Consider the following 16,551-nt stretch of genomic DNA (forward strand, 5'->3'; position numbering starts at 1 on the left):
AGGTTCGGCGCAAACGCGATCTGCGCTTCGGTGAACTCAGACCTCTTTACGGCGACGGGCCTCCTTGGGGCCCGAGTGTCGCCGAACCTCCTACTCCTGGCCGGATCGAAGGACAGGAGAGGGGGCGGAATCATCGGTGACGCCTGCGCGGCCTTTCGTCGTTGCAGGCGGCGAGGCCTAATCGGCCTTTTGTTTAGTGAGCTGCACTCTTTTCAATACCGAGAACAGTGACCTGTCGTCTTTGGTAATGGGGCTCTCGATCACGCTGTTGGAATAGAGTCTCAATGTCGCCGGTTGCTCAGCGGTGACTCGACATTTAGCCGGAATGGAGAAAGTCACAGTATTATCCCCTTCGTGCAGCGCCTCTGCTTCTGCCAGTTTGCAACCGTTGAGGGATGCGAAGATTTTAGGCGCCGGATTGGTGTAGCGGTTGAGGGAGATAATATACAGATCAAGGACGAGTTCTGTCGCCTCCGGGTTGGCGTCGATTAGCATGAAGGCGTCGCTGGTCATCCAGCGCCCGCCGTTTTCGACGCCGCTCATTCCTCGCACGGAATTTGGGTTTGCATCTTTCAGGTAGACGGACGCAGGTGCAGTGGGCGCGCCACTACTGAAGGGAATCGGCTTGGAAAATTTGACCTCGTAAATTTGGGGAATATGTCCACTTGGCAGTAGCGCCTTGGACTCATAGGTGGCTAAGAGCCCCGACATGTAGGCGCTTTGAGGTGTGGCTGAGTCGACCACGAGAAACGATTTTTGGCGACTGTCTATCAATCCGATCGGGACGTCGTTAATGTCGAGGAGCGCCCTCTCCGAGAGAAGCGAGACGACGGGCGCCGAACTCCACCCGATTCCATAGATCTTGCTTTCTCGCGGGAGTGACTTGAGTACGTCGACTGCCAAGCGTAGTTCGCTGGCATCAACGCGCGGCGCGCTCGCCTTCCTAATCCTGACCTGAGCAAAGTTGAAAAAGATCGCAAATAAAAGGCCAACGAACGCCCAGACCGGCATTGAAGACAATACATTGAGCTTGCGACCATTGCGCGTGCGAAGGAGGATGGCCGTGAGATACGTCCATGATAGGTTGAGTAGTAATGCGCCGTCTAAAATTCGACGATGCCAGGCCTTTTGCGTCGGCGTGATGCCGATCCACCAAATGAAATAAAGCGCAGCGGCTACGGCGATCATGCAAAACTGAAATGATGACTTTCTATCCTGGCTGCGGTGCAGGACGAAGGCAGCTAATAGGCATGGTGACAATATCCAGCAATAGACGAGCCAAGCCGGAAGTGAAAACATGGCGGCTAGGCGATCTATGTGTGCGCTGGCTTTGGAAAATAGCCCGTTCGTATCGCTGAACCCCTTAGTGGTGCCCGCTTGCATGCTGATCGACGTCGCTTGGTCCGTCCACCAGTTCAAATAATTTGTTATGCCATGTAAAGAGATTAATCGCCAGATTTCGATAGTGACCAGTGGCGTTGCAAAGCCGACAGCGAGAACGCCGATGTTAATGAGCCGCTTACGGAGCGTAAGCTTTTTATCCGTCAAGTTAAAAAATGTAAATCCGGCAAGAAAGACGGCACTGGCGATGATCGTTGCAGTCTTGGTGGTCAATCCCAAGCCAATCAAAATCCCCGCGGACCAAATGTGCGCTTTGGAAGATTTTTCCCCAAGTAATAACAGTGATGAAACCGTCCAGAAGAGGGCGGGAATTTCTCCGTAGCCGCCCGATCCAAATCGGACTATGCCGGGCGTGCAGAGAAGAAATGTCGTCGCTGTCACGGCGAGAGCGACCGATCCGGAGGCGCGTTCGATCAGTATAAAGACCACGCACAGCAACAGCACCAGATATAAGAGGTTGGCCAACTCGGACTGCACTATCCCCATTCCAAAAAATCCATAGGCGGCAGCACCTACGATGGTGAAGGGGGCGTGTGTCTGTATTTCGCTTGGGAACGGATCCCTCTCACCGTAGGTCCGGCGGAGTCCATGGCCCTCAGCAAGTGAATGTGAAACTTGCAGATTCATACCGCCGTCAAATGAAGGTGGACGCACGGCGATTTTGCTGATCGTCATAAACAGCAAAACAAGGAGACAGGCGCCCATGGCGAGCGTATAGGTTCGTCTTGCGATAATTCGACTCATCTGGGAGTGGTCCTTTAATCTCCTTTCGGGCGCGGGCCCTTCGGATCATCTATTTTCGTTGCGTTGAAGCGTTGTCAGCGGTTGGTTGCTGAGGACTTGCTGCTCAGGAATGGTCGACCGTTTCGCTTTGCGCTTCCTTAATGGTCTGCCGCCGCACGTCTGGTTGCTTCTTGTTAGAGTACGTGTGGACTGATTTCTATGGCGGGATGGGCGTCCGCAACTCCGCTGCCATCGATGGTCAAAACATCGGTCAGTGCAGGGCTAGTGTAGACGCTGAGAGTTATGTCGAAGGTTGACGGCTCACATCACTTCCATCGATGCGCTTGCTATTGTCGAAGACCTCGCTCCATCTCATCTGGCCGCGTGCCACGCATGGGATCAGACCTTCTTGTCACAGTGCTTAGCGGGGAGGATCCTGTATTTGGAGTGGTATTCAGTTTATCTATGGGTTGTCCTGCCTGAGGCGCCAATTTCAACTGATCCGAATCGGTCCTGTCTAATTGGATAAAGGGGATGGTTCGCTCTTCTAAAAAAGTTCAGATTGGTCAATTCTATATTTTCTTGAAGAAAGACTTTCTCATTCCAATTATTTATCATCTCCGCCCTTCTGGCTGGACTCCAGAAGGGCGGCCATGATTCGTTCGAGCAGCTTACGATTATTGGAGATTAGATCAGCCAGTAAACCAATCATGGCGAACAGGACGGCGACTGTCAGCAGCAGCGATGCGAGGATCAGGGACTGGATGTGTCCGTCACCTCCGCCTGTCAGGAAGTGGTACAGGAACCTTGCGCCGATCAGCAGGCCCGGGACGCAGGTCAGCGCACTAGCCCAGAAGAAAAAGCTCAGCGGCTTGTAGGTCACAAAGACGCGGAAGATGGTGATCAAAGACCGACGGACGTAGCTGGGAATGCTCTTGACCAGCCTTGAGGGACGCAGGTCGCCATTGGTGCGGATCGGCACCGACAGGACACGCAGGTTGCTCAGCCCGGCTTGGATGATCGTCTCAAGCGTATAGGTATAGGTGTTGAAAACATTCAGGCGCTGCGCTGTCTCGCGCGAGATCGCCCGGAATCCGCTGGGCGCATCGCTGACGTCGGTCTTGCTGGCGACGCGTACGGCCCAGCTGCCGAGGCGCTGGAGTCGCTTCTTGATCCACGAGAAGTGCTCGGTCTGGTCGATGGGGCGCGACCCGATCACCATGTCCGCTTCCCGCCGCAGGATCGGCGCTGTCAGCAACGGGATGTCCTGACCCTCGTACTGGTTGTCGGCATCCGTGTTGACGATGACGTCGGCGCCAAGCGCCAGACAGGCCGACAGGCCAGTCATGAAGGCTGTCGCTAGGCCTCGGTTCACCGTGTGGCGCACGACATGGTCGACGCCCAGACGTTGGGCGATCTGAGCGGTGTCATCCGTCGACCCGTCATCGACGATCAGCCATTCCACGGTATCGAACCCTTGGACGTGGCGGGGTAGGGCGCCCAGGGCAACGTGGAGAGTGCCCGATTCATTCAGGCAGGGGATCTGGATGATCAGCTTCATGCAGCGATAGGATCGTGGAACGGGAAGCGCCCTATTATGGACGAGTTCAGGGTTGAGTGGTCCCATGGAGCGGACCGTACGCGAGTGATGTCCCAGGCGGGCGGTGCCCGCGTCTTGGCAAGGCCTTAAGATGTCGCCAACCGGGCCGATAAGCTGACAATGCCTGGTGTGGAATTGCCAAGGTCGGCATGCATTTAAATGGGGATCAAAGAATGAAGCGGAACATCACTGGGCTACTATCGGTAGCGCTTTTGGCGGCGTGCAGTTCGAAGGAAGAGGCCACGACGCCTTGGTTCGGAGCACTTCCCGTCGCGACTCAGCATTCTGGGCAAGTGCTCGCGAGCCAGCGCCCGTCGGCAGGATCCATCGCGGGGATGGCCGACACTGGGCAACTGATGCGTTATCAGAAAGCAGCGCCTGCGATCCGCACGCGTGGCTACACCCTGTATCCGGTCTCTCTCAGCGAACGGCACGCCATCGCTGCAGTCGTGGGTGGGGAGCTGGCGCTGACGGCGCCGGATGGAACGCCGATCTCTGTGCGTTATGAACGCCACACCGAGAGCCCGGACGGGGATTGGACCTGGATCGGGCGTGTGGAGGGCGGGGACGTCGGCCGTGAGGCAATTATCACCTTTGGTGACCAAGCGGTCTTCGGATCGATTCCGCAGCCAGATGGAAGCAGCCTGAATCTCACGACCCGCGGTGGGCAGGTGTACGCGATGCAGGTCAACCCGGGTGTCTATCGGCCCGCGACGCCCCATTCAGGCACCGATGCGCTGACAGCGCCTGCCGGGCGGGCTCTCTCCGCAGCCGACCGCGCCTTCGTGACCAGTGCATCCGAGGCCGCCAAACGTCAGGCGTCCTCCGCACAGGTTGCATCGGCATCGACCAACTCGGCCAACACCATCGACCTTGCCGTCGGCTATACCAATGGTTTTGCCGCAGCCATGGGGGGACAATCGGCAGCTAGGACGCGGATTGCGTATCTGGTGAGTGTCGCCAATCAGGCCCTGACGAACAGCAAGGTTTCCGGAGCGCTGCGTCTGGTGTCCACGACACAGGTGACCTATCCGGACAATACCGACAACGGCGATGCGCTGCAAGCCTTGACCGGGCGCGATGAGAGCGGAGCGTCAGTGACGGTCCCAGTGGCGCTGCAGCCGCTGCTGGCGGCCCGGGAGACCTACGGCGCGGATCTGGTCACGCTCGTTCGTGCCTTCGATAAGCCGACCAACAACGGATGCGGCATCGCATGGCTCAATGGCGCCGGCGGCGTCAACATCGTGCCGTCTCTCGATGACGATTATGGGTTTTCTGTCGTCAGTGACGGCGAAGACGATATCGGCGATGGTTACGTCTATTACTGCGAGGATCACACGCTGGCGCACGAGACCGCCCACAACATGGGCTCGGCGCACGATGTCGACAACTCCGACGGCCAAGGTCGCTACCCGTACTCCTACGGCTACAAGTCGTCCGCGTCGAACGGCAACTTCTACACCGTCATGTCCTATGGAGACAGTGGGCAGACCAGTTACAACGTTTTCTCAAACCCTAATATCACCTTGTGCGGCGGCTACGCCTGCGGTATTGCCAATGAGGCGGACAACGCCCGCAGCTTGGGCCTCACGATCCCGTTCGTGAGCCAATTCAGGGCAGCGGTGGTGCCCTACGGGCGGCAGCCTGCACCTTCTGATTTCAATGGTGATGGCATCAGCGACCTTGTCTGGCGTAACCGTCGATCTGGTGAGGACATCATCTGGCTGAGTGCGAACTCGGCCGTCAGACATCCGTTCATCGCAGTGCCAAACACGAGTTGGGCCATCGTTGCAACTGCGGACTTCGATGGTGATGGAGCCGCGGATATTCTCTGGCGCAACATGGCCAGCGGTGCGAACACCATTTGGAGATCTGCCAACTCGGCAACACCCCTTACGGTGTCGTCGATTAGCGATTTGCACTGGAGTGTTGCAGGGGTAGGTGACTTTGACGGCGATGGCCGCGCTGACATCCTCTGGAGGAACACTTCGACAGGTGCCAACTCGGTCTGGAGATCGGGTAACTCTTCGACCCGATACACACTGACTGCCGTGGCGGGTACAAGCTGGATTGTTGCGGGAATTGGTGATTTCGATGCCAACGGGAAGTCCGATATCCTATGGCGCAATCTCTCCACGGGTGCTAACACGGTCTGGTATGGTGGAGACGTTGGAAATAGCGGCGCTTTGGCAAGCGTGGCGAATTTGAACTGGAAAATTGTCGGTGTCGGTGACTTCAATGGAGACGGGCATTCGGACGTGCTTTGGCGCGAAAGCAGGACCGGTCAGAATTCGATCTGGTTATCCGGCATTTCCACCGCCTCCCAGACTGTAACGCGCGTGGTTGACTCCGCCTGGCGAGTGGCGAAGGTAGGCGATTTCGATGGTGATGGTATGTCGGACATTTTGTGGCGCCACTCATCCAATGGGACGATGTCCTTATGGAAGAGCGGTAGCTCAACGACGGAGCAAGCCATCACGAGTGTCAGTGACCTGAGCTGGCAGATCGTCCCTTAATAGCTGGGCGACAGGCTGCGTTCAAATGCGCGCAGCCTTATCGTCTTTTGCCGAATGGCTCAGGAAGCTTTCGATATCACCGGACAGAAGATCGGGCATGGCCTTTCTTATCCGATCTTCTGTCCAATCCCACCACGCGGCTGCAAGCAGCCGTCCAATTTGCACATCGGTGAAGCGCTGTCGGACCGATGTGGCAGGATTGCCGGCCACGATTTGATATGGCGCTACGTCGCGCGCAACAACCGCGCGGCAGCCGATCACGGCTCCGTGGCCGATAGTGACACCGGAGAGGATGACGCAGCCGGCGCCTAGCCAGACGTCGTGCCCGATCACGACATCACCGCGCGAGCGCGGATGGCCCGGGACGCCCTTCGCCTCGGGCCAACCCTTGAAAAGCATGAAAGGGTAGGTGGTGATCCAATCTACGCGGTGATTTCCTCCTAGGAAGATCTCAACGCCCTCAGCGATCGAACAGTAGCGCCCGATCTCGAGATTGGCGCTTTCTCCCCACCAGCGGATGCATGGAGCGCCATAGGTGTGCGCGCCGATGGTGACACGGCCAAAGCCATTGCGGTAAACAGCGCGCTTGACCCAGTGCTTCAGATTTCGAAGCCAGAATTTCCGATTCATTCAGGTGTTTCCCTGGTCCGTAGTCGAATCCGCCGACGAACCCGTCCGCAGCAACGCCCATCCCAATGGAAGCAGCAGGACATCGCCTAGCGTTGTGGCTAGGCGCAGCGCCACGACGATCGCGGCCGCTGCAGCGGGTGGATACGCTGTGCCCATGATCAGGAGCATCACGCCCTCGCGCACGCCTACTCCCGCCGGCGCACCCGGGGTCACGAATCCGACGATCCATGCCAGCGAGAAAGCGGCGACAAGCAACCAGCCGTGCTGTTCGATGCCGGTCGTGATGAGGGCCGCCATCGCCACAATCCCACCGCCGAAGGCCACGTATACCAGACAGTAGAGCAGGAATGCCTGCAGGAGCGCGCTCGGAGGAGGAAGGGCTGTAGCCGTAAATCGGTCCGCCAAGCGTGGGGCGAAGCGTGCCAACAGCATGGGGCCGGCTCTTCGCATGACCACGACCAGTGCCACGGCCGCTACCGCGAGGGCAGAGATGGCGACCACGACCTCGCCCTTGCCTAGCGTCACACTTCCAATCGAGCGGCCGGACGCCAGCAGAGCGCCCGTTCCGATCAGCGCACTTGCTGGAAGCAAGAGCGCCAGTTCAATTCCGGCGGTGACGAAGAAAGGTGCAGGGCCGATTCCTCTGCTGAAGCAGAGGCTAGCCCTCCCAACGTGCTGGGCAACATTGCCGGGCAGGTATTTGGCGATCTGGGTGATCGAAACAATCCCTGCAAGTTGCCCCCATCGATTTTCCAGGCCGACTCCGGCAAGCAGCTTGCGCCAAGCCAAGGCGGAAACGAGTACGCCGATGACATAGAACAGAATCCCAGTTGCAAGGCCGGCCAGAGCGGCAGGAGAAGCGTATTGGGCTAGGTCTTGCCCCTTCCAGGAGATCCCAATGTAATAGATGGAGCCCGCAGTCGCGGCGATCCCAGCCAGCCACCCGAGCGCCCGCAAGCCTCTCTTCATGCGCGCCGTGATTTGACGATGTAGCCGCTGCCGACGTCCGTCTTCAGGAACCAGGTTTGAACGTGGAAGAAAAAGCGCAGCGAAAGTCGTCCCGGCATGGAGCGCACGAGGGGGAAAAGCTTCATGTCTGCGCCGCGGTCCACGCCGCTGCGGTCATTGTTCTTCTGCCGGTCTTCGCCTGCGTCTTTGCCACCCCGCACGATCCCACGGGCAAAGATCGGCGAGCTCACAAACTCGCTTAAATTGGTCAAGGGAAAGCCATAGCACTCGAAATCATCGATTTTCAGCCCGGCCTTCTCGTGCACATCTCGCAACTCGCGATCCTCGTAACGGCGGACGTGGCCGGCCCATTCATCTCTTGCGGTCCAGAGCTTCATGTGTGCCGGAACAGATAACAGCAGCGTCCCACCGGGCTTCAGCCACGAGCGCCACAGGGCCAAGGCCGCGTGATCGTCCTCAATGTGTTCGAGCACCTCAAACGCACAGATTAGATCGAAGCAGCCCTCCCAACCGGTATTTGGCGCTTCATGAATAGCTATTGTCTCACCGCTCTCTTGGATGAGCGCGCGGCTCCTTTCGCGGGCGGCGGCAGAGAGTTCAAGCGCCTCGGCATCGAAGCCTCGCTGTTTGAACTCGAGAAGCATCGCGCCCGATCCGGGCCCGATCTCAAGCATGCGGCCAGCCCTCAGTCCCCGGGTCAGTGCCTGCACGCGCGCACGTCGCATCAGGTAGCGAGGCGCCGGGACCCACCCCAGTTCCGTTGCGACAGGGCCCAGCAGGGCGTCGTTGATCATCTTTCGGTTCCTTGTCTTGGCTTCGACGCCAGCAGTGTTGTCAATTGTTTCCCTATGGCAGCCTCATCCATTACATCGACAAGATCCGCGTGGCAGATCTGTGCCGGGCGGGTAAGTCGCGATGCCAAGTCTAAAACCGCATCTGCCAGTGCTTTCGGGTCGGCGGCAGGGACAAGATACGCACAAGGCGCGGATGCCACCAGCAATTCGCGGATCGCAGGAGAATCCTGAGTGATTACGGGCTTTCCCGCTGCAATCACTTGGAAGACCTTGTTGGGAATTACGCTCGCTGCCTTGTCTGACGATCCGAAAATTCCTAGGCAGACATCCGCTTCCGCAATGGAGGCCACCAGGGTTGAGTATTCCATCCATTCGAGCCAGGTCAGCCGCGGCACTGGATTGGCGTCCAGCATTGCCCTGACGCGCCGGGATTCCTGTCCACGCCCGACGAACAGCCAATCGACTTCTTGGTCGCACAACAGTTGTGCTGCTTCGACGATGGTTGGAACGCCGTGGAGCGGAATGAACTGACCATAGAAGAGGATCTTCATGGCGCCGGCTCGAGGCGTTGAAGGCACAACGACATCGCGCGAAAAGACCTTCGCTTCGACTCCTACCCACACATGACCGCACCGACCTTCGGTAAGGCCGAAAATGCGCTCCATCCGTCGGGCATGTGCGGCCGTATCCATGAATGCGCAATCGGCCAGCCTCGCGGCGAGCCATTCAAGGCAGAATGCCAACACTGCAAGGGGATGACGCTTTCCTACAAGTTTACGATCCAGTGCAATCGTGTCGTACGCTGAGAGAAACCAGTCCATCGCAACGGGCACGCCGCGCAACCACGCAAACAAGCGGATCACAAAAATATCCAGGATCCCTGGATAGCCAAGCAGGATCCAGTCGTGACGTGGCAGGCGCATATAGCGCCATAGCAATATCGGATAGGCCAGCGCGATGTGCAGCAGGATGTTCAGCCAGCGGAGCGGCCCGACCTGACTTTTGTCTTGAATCGCCTGCCAGGGATTCCAGTGGCATTCGAGCACCTCGACGCCGTTCTCACGCAGGCCCTGCAGGAGGATCCTGACCCGCGGCTTCCCCGTGTCGCAGGTGCCCCACACGACGACGCGATCTACCCCAGGCCTGTCATGCCCTTGGATCAAAGTGCGCTTTCCAGCTCGGGCAGGATTGCAAACAGATCCCCCACCAGCCCGATGTCGGCGATCTCGAAGATCGGGGAATCAGGGTCTTTGTTGATGGCCACGATCGTGCCGGCGTCCTTGATGCCGGTGAGGTGCTGGATGGCGCCAGAGATGCCGACAGCCAGATACAGTTCGGGGGCGATGATCTTGCCGGTCTGGCCGACCTGCAGTTCGTTCGGGACATAGCCGGCGTCCACGGCGGCGCGCGAGGCGCCGACAGCGGCGCCGAGCTTGTCGGCCAGCTTGTAGATGATGTCGAAGTTTTCCTTCGAGCCGACGCCGCGACCACCGGAGACGACGCGCTTGGCACTCTGCAGGTCGGGGCGGTCGGACTTGCCAGCCGCCAAGCCGACGAAGCGGGTGTGGGTCGGAAGGTTCGCCTCGACGCTGGCTGCTTCGATCGGTGCGCTGCCGCCCTGTGCCGCTTCCGGCCACGAGGCGGTGCGCACGGTGGCCACGACGGTCTGCCCGGCATCGGCCTCGACCGTGATGATGGCGTTGCCGGCGTAGATCGGGCGGGTGAAGGTGTGTTCGCCTTCCACGGTGATCAGGTCGGAGACCTGGGTCACGCCCAGCAGCGCGGCCACGCACGGCATCAGGTCCTTGCCGAAGGTGGTCGAGGGGCCGAACACGTGCGTGTAGCCGGTGGCCAGCGCGGCGATCTGCGGGGCAAGCACTTGTCCGATGGCGTGTTCGTTGGCCGGGTTGGCCACGGTGACGACCTTGGTGACGCCGGCAAGCTTGGCTGCAGCGTCAGCGACGGCGGCCGGATCGGCGGCCAGCACAGCGACTTCCAGGGCTTCCGGCTTGAGCGCGGCGGCCGCGCTGACGGTCTTGGCAGTGGAGGCGTTGAGCACGCCGTCCAGGTGTTCGGCGATGACGAGGACTTTGGACATGTGCGGGTTCCTGTTTCGTCATTCCCGCCTTGGCGGGAATCCATGATTGAGTGGCAGCAAGAGGCGCGGGATCCCCGCGTTCGCGGGAATGGCGGGCGCCTTTAGAGCAGGCCCTTCTGCTTGAAGGCGGCGACCAGTTCGGCGGCGTCCTTGACCATCACGCCGCGGCTGCGCTTGGGCGGGGCGGCGTAGTGGCTCACCTTCAGTTCCGCGCCAGCTTCCACGCCGAGATCGGCGAAGGGGAGGGTCTCCAGTGGCTTGGACTTGGCCTTCATGATGTCCGGCAGCTTGATGAAGCGCGGCTCGTTCAGGCGCAGGTCGGTGGTGATCACCGCCGGCAGGTCGACTTCCAGCGTTTCCAGGCCGGCGTCGACCTCACGCGTCACCGTGGCCTTGCCGTCGGCGATCTCGACCTTGGAGGCGAAGGTGGCCTGCGGGCGGCCCCACAGCGTGGCCAGCATCTGACCGGTCTGGCTGGCGTCGTCGTCGATGGCCTGCTTGCCCAGGATCACCACGTCCGGCTGCTCCTTCTCGACCAGCTTGAGCAGGGTGCGCGCGGCGGTCAACGGCGACACCGGGCCGTCGGCGACCACGTGCAGGGCACGGTTGGCGCCCATGGCCAGGCCGTTGCGCAGGTGGGCCGCGGCGTCGGCCGGGGCGATGGTCGCGACGACCACTTCGGTCGCGATGCCCTTGTCGCGCAGGCGCAGGGCTTCTTCCAGCGCGATTTCATCGAAGGGATTGGGCGAGAGCTTGACGCCCTCGGTGACCACGCCGGAATTGTCCGGCTTGACCTGGATGCGCACGTTGTAGTCCACCACGCGCTTGTAGGCGACGAGAATCTTCATCGGAAGCAACTGTCCTTTGAAATCGAGTTCGGATGGCCTGCGCCGTGGGGGATGCGCGGGCGGGCGCTCGATTCTACCGGGCCGGGCCCAACCATGCGACACCGTATGGTCGTCTGGCGCCGGTCGCCGGTCCGGCGCGCGCATTCATGGGCCGTGTGCGCGTGCGTTTATCCTATGTGACTGGCCGGCTTGGGCCATGATCGATCATGCAATTGGAGAACTCAGTGGCGCAGACGTGGCTGGTCACCGGCGGAGCCGGATTCATCGGCGGAAATTTCGTGCTTGAGGCGGTCGCAAAGGGTGTCAAGGTCATCAACCTTGACGCACTGACCTATGCCGGCAATCTGAAAACCCTGGCGCCGCTGGAGGGCAGCGTCGACCATGTGTTCGTGAAGGGCGACATTGGTGACCGTCAACTCGTTGCGCGCCTTTTGAATGAACACCGGCCCGATGCGGTGCTGAACTTTGCGGCCGAAAGCCACGTGGATCGCTCCATCGACGGGCCGGGGGCGTTCATCCAGACCAACGTGGTCGGCACGCTAGGTCTGCTGGAGGCGGTTCGCGACTACTGGAAGGGCCTGCCGGCCGAGGCCGGCGCCGCGTTCCGCTTCCTGCACGTCTCTACCGACGAGGTCTACGGCACGCTGGGCGAGACCGGCAAGTTCACCGAAGCCACGCCGTATGCCCCCAATTCGCCTTACTCGGCGTCCAAGGCCGCCTCGGACCATCTGGTGCGCGCGTTCCACCATACCTATGGGCTGCCGGTGCTGACCACCAACTGCTCCAACAACTACGGTCCGTACCATTTCCCGGAGAAGCTCATCCCGCTGGTGATCGCCAAGGCTTTGGCCGGCGAGCCGCTGCCGGTCTATGGCGACGGCAAGCAGGTGCGTGACTGGCTGTTCGTCTCCGATCACTGCGAAGCGATCCGTACGGTGCTGGCCAAGGGCCAGGTCGGCGAGACCTATAATGTCGGCGGCAACTCCGAGAAGCAGAACATCGAGGTGGTCCAGGCGATCTGCGCGCTGTTGGATGAGCGCCGGCCACGCGAAGACGGCCTGCCGCGCAGCAGTCAGATCACTCATGTCACCGATCGACCGGGCCACGACCGCCGTTATGCGATTGACGCGTCCAAGCTGAAGAACCAGCTGGGTTGGGAGCCGAAGCACACCTTCGAGCAAGGGATCGCTGAAACGGTGGACTGGTATCTGGCCAACCAGGCCTGGGTGAAGGGCGTGCTGGACGGCAGCTATCGCCTGGAGCGCATCGGAGGCGTGCAATGACACAACGGAAAGGCATCATTCTGGCCGGAGGTTCCGGCACGCGGCTGTATCCGATCACCAAGGGCGTCAGCAAGCAGCTGCTGCCGGTGTATGACAAGCCAATGATCTATTACCCGCTCAGCGTCCTGATGCTGGCGGGCATCCGCGAAGTGCTGATCATCAACACCCCGCACGAGCAGGCGATGTTCCAGTCCCTGCTGGGCGATGGATCGCAGTGGGGCATGAACATCCAGTACGCAGTCCAGCCCAGTCCCGACGGCCTGGCGCAGGCCTACCTCATCGGGCGGGACTTTGTTGGGGGCCAGCCGAGTTGCCTGGTGCTGGGCGACAACATCTTCCATGGTCACGGCCTGACCGAGACCCTGGCCCGCGCGGATGCGCGGACCGAGGGTGCCACGGTGTTCGGCTATTGGGTGCACGACCCGGAGCGCTACGGTGTGGCCGAGTTCGACGCCAGCGGCAAGGTGATCGACATCGAGGAGAAGCCTGCCACGCCGCGGTCAAACTACGCGGTCACTGGCCTGTACTTCTACGATGGACGCGCCGCCGACATCGCGGCGGAGTTGAAGCCCTCGCCTCGCGGCGAACTGGAGATCACCGATCTCAACCGGCGCTACCTGGAGGCCGGCCAACTGCACATGGAGCCGTTGGGGCGTGGCTACGCCTGGCTGGATACCGGCACCCACCAATCGCTACACGAGGCGTCCAATTTCATCGAGACCATCCAGCAGCGCCAGGGCCTGCAGGTGTGCTGCCCGGAGGAGATCGCATTCGGCCAGGGCTGGATCGATGCCGAGCAGTTGGAGCGCCTCGCCGCGCCGTTGCGCAAGAATGACTATGGCCGCTATCTGCACGAGCTGGCGGTCCGGGGGAAAGTGATTTGAAAGTGATCGAAACGGCCCTGCCGGGCTGCACCATCATCGAGCCGGCAGTGTTCGGCGACGAGCGCGGATTCTTCATGGAAACCTGGAACGCTCAGCGCTACGGGGAGCTGGGCCTTCCCGACCGCTTCGTGCAGAGCAATGTGTCCTCCTCGTCCAAGGGTGTGCTGCGCGGCCTGCATTACCAGTGGCCCAACCCGCAAGGCAAGCTGGTCAGCGTGCTGGAAGGCGAGGTCTACGACGTCGCAGTGGATGTGCGTCGTGGCTCGCCGCACTTCGGCCAGTGGGCAGCGGTGATCCTGAGCGCGGAGAACAAGCGTCAGTTCTGGATTCCGGAAGGCTTCGCGCACGGCTTTGCGGTGCTGTCCGAGCGCGCGGTCTTCAGCTACATGTGCACGAATGTCTACGACAAGGTGGCCGATGCCGGCGTGCGCTGGGACGATCCGGCCATCGGCGTGGACTGGCCGGTCGGTGATCCACAGCTGTCCGAGAAGGACGCCAGGGCGCCGCTGCTGGCGGAAGTAGCGGAAAGCCGCCTGCCGGTTTACACGCCATGACCATCCTGCTGCTGGGCGCCAATGGCCAGGTCGGCCATGAGCTGAGGCGTGCATTGGCTCCGCTGGGCAAGCTCGTGTGCACCACGCGCAGCGGTGCCTTGGAGGACGGCATGGCCTGCGAGGTCGCCGACTTCGACCAGCCAGACAGCCTGACCGCATTGCTTGATCGCATCGAACCGACTGCGGTGGTCAATGCTGCGGCCTATACCGCCGTGGACAAGGCCGAGGACGATCGCGACGCGGCCTTCCGCGCCAATGCCGAAGCGCCGGGCGTGCTGGCGCGTTGGTGCGCTGCGCATGACGTGCCGCTGGTGCATTACTCCACCGACTATGTCTTTGATGGTCAGGGCACCGCGCCGTACGCCGTCGATGCGCAGACCGCGCCACTCGGTGTCTACGGTGCCAGTAAACTGGCGGGCGAAGCGGCCATCCGCGCCGCGGGTGGTCGGCACCTGATCTTCCGCACGGCCTGGGTGTATGCGTCGCACGGCAAGAACTTCCTGCTCACCATGCTGCGCGTGGGCGCGCAGCGCGACGAGCTGCGGGTGGTGGCGGACCAGATCGGCACGCCGACCCCGGCGGCGCTGATTGCCGACGTCACCGCCCAGGCGCTCGGTCATCCAGGCGGCTTGTCCGGAACCTGGCATCTCACCGCCACCGGCGCGACCAGCTGGCACGGCTTTGCCGAGGCGATCTTTGCCCGCGCGGCGGCGGCAGGCCTGGTGGGCAAGACCCCGACAGTATTGGCAATTCCGTCCAGCGAATATCCCACGCCTGCCCGGCGCCCGGCGTATTCCTGCCTGGACACGACCTCGCTGCGTGAGGATTTCGGGCTGGCGCTTCCCAGCTGGGAGACCGGCCTCGAACAGGTGATTGCGGAGCTTCCCGCACGGTCCTGATGCGTGCGGGAGCGCTGTCAACCGATCGTTGCATGACGATGTCGTATCGTAGCCAGGCTCTCCCCTCCCATCCCCCAAGAGGTTGCGACACATGAAGATTGCGGTGGCCGGTACCGGTTACGTAGGCCTGTCCAATGGCGTTCTACTGGCCAGGCACCACGAGGTGGTGGCCGTGGATATCGTCGAATCCAAGGTCAAGCTGCTCAACGCGGGCCGTTCGCCCATCGTCGACAAGGAGCTGGAGGCCGCCCTGGCAGAAGGTGGGCTGAAGTTCCGGGCCACGCTGGACGCGAACGAGGCCTATGCCGATGCGCAGTTCGTGATCATCGCTACGCCGACCGACTACGACCCGGACACCAACTACTTCAACACCAAGTCGATCGAGGCGGTGATCCGACAGGTGATGGCGATCAATCCAACCGCCGTGATGGTGATCAAGTCCACCGTGCCGGTCGGCTACACGGCAAAGGCGCGCCAGGAATTCGGGACCGACAACATCATCTTCTCCCCGGAGTTCCTGCGCGAGGGCAGGGCGCTGTACGACAATCTGCATCCTTCGCGCATCATCGTCGGCGAGCGCTCGGAGCGGGCCAAGATGTTCGCCGGGTTGCTGCAGGAAGGCGCGATCAAGCAGGACGTGCCGGTCCTGTTCACCGAGCCGACCGAGGCCGAGGCGATCAAGCTGTTCGCCAACACCTACTTGGCCATGCGCGTGTCCTACTTCAACGAGCTGGACACCTATGCGGTCAGCCATGGCATGGACAGCCGCCAGATCATCGAAGGCATCTGCCTGGATCCGCGCATCGGCTCGCACTACAACAATCCGTCCTTCGGCTACGGCGGCTATTGCCTGCCCAAGGACACCAAGCAGCTGCTGGCCAACTACCAAGCCGTGCCGCAGAACCTGATCCGCGCGATCGTCGATTCCAACACCACCCGCAAGGATTTCATCGCCGCCGATGTCCTCAAGCGTGGCCCCAAGGTGGTGGGCATCTTCCGCCTGATCATGAAGGCCGGGTCGGACAACTTTCGCGCCTCCAGCATCCAGGGCGTGATGAAGCGGCTCAAGGCCAAGGGCGTGGAGGTCATCGTCTACGAACCCACGCTGGATGAGCCCGAGTTCTTCCGCTCGCGGGTCGTCAACGACCTGGAGGCCTTCAAACGCGAGGCCGACGTGATCATCAGCAATCGCATGACCGACGTGCTCGCCGATGTGCCGGAGAAGGTTTACACCCGCGATCTGTTCGGCGACAACTGAGTCGGTATATCCCGCATGCGGTAACGAAGAAGGGAGCCTCGCGGCTCCCTTCCTTTTTTGGCATCTGAAGAGGGCGCCCCGCTAAGAGCGGCGC

14 protein-coding genes are annotated in these 16,551 nt (G+C 61.1%); 6 read left to right on the plus strand and 8 right to left on the minus strand.

The features are described 5' to 3' along the window. Positions 1–177: 177 nt before the first annotated feature. Both ACORQU_RS10905 and ACORQU_RS10910 read right to left on the minus strand, forming a co-directional pair. A complete protein-coding gene (locus ACORQU_RS10905; protein ID WP_491641201.1) occupies positions 178–2,145 on the minus strand; it encodes a hypothetical protein in 1,968 nt (655 codons plus the stop codon). A gap of 586 nt (positions 2,146–2,731) precedes the next feature. Further along, on the minus strand, positions 2,732–3,685 hold the full coding sequence (locus ACORQU_RS10910) for a glycosyltransferase family 2 protein (RefSeq protein WP_491641202.1): 954 nt from the start codon (positions 3,683–3,685) through the stop codon (positions 2,732–2,734). Positions 3,686–3,897: 212 nt separating this feature from the next. Between ACORQU_RS10910 and ACORQU_RS10915 the strand changes: the two genes are divergently transcribed. Next, positions 3,898–6,240, plus strand: coding sequence for a reprolysin-like metallopeptidase (locus ACORQU_RS10915; RefSeq protein ID WP_491641203.1), 2,343 nt, complete (start codon positions 3,898–3,900; stop codon positions 6,238–6,240). A 21-nt stretch (positions 6,241–6,261) separates the two neighbouring features. Here ACORQU_RS10915 and ACORQU_RS10920 read toward each other — a convergent pair whose 3' ends face one another. The 6 genes from ACORQU_RS10920 to ACORQU_RS10945 all read right to left on the minus strand — a co-directional run bounded on the left by ACORQU_RS10920 (position 6,262) and on the right by ACORQU_RS10945 (position 11,579). After that, a complete protein-coding gene (locus ACORQU_RS10920; RefSeq protein ID WP_491641204.1) occupies positions 6,262–6,870 on the minus strand; it encodes a CatB-related O-acetyltransferase in 609 nt (202 codons plus the stop codon). Beyond that, positions 6,871–7,839 (minus strand): lysylphosphatidylglycerol synthase domain-containing protein, encoded by a 969-nt coding sequence (locus ACORQU_RS10925; protein ID WP_491641205.1) that lies wholly within the window; start codon positions 7,837–7,839, stop codon positions 6,871–6,873. Continuing rightward, complete coding sequence (locus tag ACORQU_RS10930) at positions 7,836–8,633, minus strand: class I SAM-dependent methyltransferase (protein WP_491641206.1); 798 nt, start codon at positions 8,631–8,633, stop codon at positions 7,836–7,838. The genes ACORQU_RS10925 and ACORQU_RS10930 overlap by 4 nt, the downstream gene beginning before the upstream one ends. After that, positions 8,630–9,796 (minus strand): glycosyltransferase, encoded by a 1,167-nt coding sequence (locus ACORQU_RS10935; protein WP_491641207.1) that lies wholly within the window; start codon positions 9,794–9,796, stop codon positions 8,630–8,632. The genes ACORQU_RS10930 and ACORQU_RS10935 overlap by 4 nt, the downstream gene beginning before the upstream one ends. Then, positions 9,793–10,731, minus strand: a complete 939-nt coding sequence (locus ACORQU_RS10940) for an electron transfer flavoprotein subunit alpha/FixB family protein (protein ID WP_491641208.1) — start codon at positions 10,729–10,731, stop codon at positions 9,793–9,795. The genes ACORQU_RS10935 and ACORQU_RS10940 overlap by 4 nt, the downstream gene beginning before the upstream one ends. A gap of 101 nt (positions 10,732–10,832) precedes the next feature. Beyond that, a complete protein-coding gene (locus ACORQU_RS10945; protein WP_491641209.1) occupies positions 10,833–11,579 on the minus strand; it encodes an electron transfer flavoprotein subunit beta/FixA family protein in 747 nt (248 codons plus the stop codon). Between the two features lie 206 nt (positions 11,580–11,785). Here ACORQU_RS10945 and rfbB point away from each other — a divergent pair, with 206 nt between their 5' ends. From rfbB to ACORQU_RS10970, 5 genes are all read left to right on the plus strand, one after another. Further along, positions 11,786–12,862 (plus strand): dTDP-glucose 4,6-dehydratase, encoded by a 1,077-nt coding sequence (gene rfbB / locus ACORQU_RS10950; protein WP_491641210.1) that lies wholly within the window; start codon positions 11,786–11,788, stop codon positions 12,860–12,862. Next, entirely contained in the window at positions 12,859–13,746 is an 888-nt protein-coding gene (gene rfbA / locus ACORQU_RS10955; RefSeq protein WP_491641211.1) for a glucose-1-phosphate thymidylyltransferase RfbA, read from the plus strand. Before rfbB ends, rfbA begins: the two co-directional genes overlap by 4 nt. Next, positions 13,743–14,300 (plus strand): dTDP-4-dehydrorhamnose 3,5-epimerase, encoded by a 558-nt coding sequence (gene rfbC, locus ACORQU_RS10960; protein ID WP_491641212.1) that lies wholly within the window; start codon positions 13,743–13,745, stop codon positions 14,298–14,300. The genes rfbA and rfbC overlap by 4 nt, the downstream gene beginning before the upstream one ends. Beyond that, positions 14,297–15,199 carry a dTDP-4-dehydrorhamnose reductase gene (gene rfbD, locus ACORQU_RS10965; protein ID WP_491641213.1) on the plus strand — a complete coding sequence of 301 codons (903 nt, stop codon included), beginning with the start codon at positions 14,297–14,299 and terminating at the stop codon, positions 15,197–15,199. Before rfbC ends, rfbD begins: the two co-directional genes overlap by 4 nt. Positions 15,200–15,290: 91 nt before the next feature. Further along, entirely contained in the window at positions 15,291–16,457 is a 1,167-nt protein-coding gene (locus ACORQU_RS10970; protein ID WP_491641214.1) for a nucleotide sugar dehydrogenase, read from the plus strand. Positions 16,458–16,551: the final 94 nt, after the last annotated feature.

Source organism: Pseudoxanthomonas sp. JC1303 (assembly GCF_058448525.1).

Coding starts and splice junctions, on each gene's coding strand:
- rfbA (WP_491641211.1), top strand. CDS start 12,859: ATGACACAACGGAAAGGCATCATTCTGGCCGGAGGTTCCGGCACGCGG.
- ACORQU_RS10925 (WP_491641205.1), bottom strand. CDS start 7,839: ATGAAGAGAGGCTTGCGGGCGCTCGGGTGGCTGGCTGGGATCGCCGCG.
- rfbB (WP_491641210.1), top strand. CDS start 11,786: ATGCAATTGGAGAACTCAGTGGCGCAGACGTGGCTGGTCACCGGCGGA.
- rfbD (WP_491641213.1), top strand. CDS start 14,297: ATGACCATCCTGCTGCTGGGCGCCAATGGCCAGGTCGGCCATGAGCTG.
- ACORQU_RS10940 (WP_491641208.1), bottom strand. CDS start 10,731: ATGTCCAAAGTCCTCGTCATCGCCGAACACCTGGACGGCGTGCTCAAC.
- ACORQU_RS10905 (WP_491641201.1), bottom strand. CDS start 2,145: ATGAGTCGAATTATCGCAAGACGAACCTATACGCTCGCCATGGGCGCC.
- ACORQU_RS10945 (WP_491641209.1), bottom strand. CDS start 11,579: ATGAAGATTCTCGTCGCCTACAAGCGCGTGGTGGACTACAACGTGCGC.
- ACORQU_RS10930 (WP_491641206.1), bottom strand. CDS start 8,633: ATGATCAACGACGCCCTGCTGGGCCCTGTCGCAACGGAACTGGGGTGG.
- ACORQU_RS10915 (WP_491641203.1), top strand. CDS start 3,898: ATGAAGCGGAACATCACTGGGCTACTATCGGTAGCGCTTTTGGCGGCG.
- ACORQU_RS10910 (WP_491641202.1), bottom strand. CDS start 3,685: ATGAAGCTGATCATCCAGATCCCCTGCCTGAATGAATCGGGCACTCTC.
- ACORQU_RS10920 (WP_491641204.1), bottom strand. CDS start 6,870: ATGAATCGGAAATTCTGGCTTCGAAATCTGAAGCACTGGGTCAAGCGC.
- ACORQU_RS10970 (WP_491641214.1), top strand. CDS start 15,291: ATGAAGATTGCGGTGGCCGGTACCGGTTACGTAGGCCTGTCCAATGGC.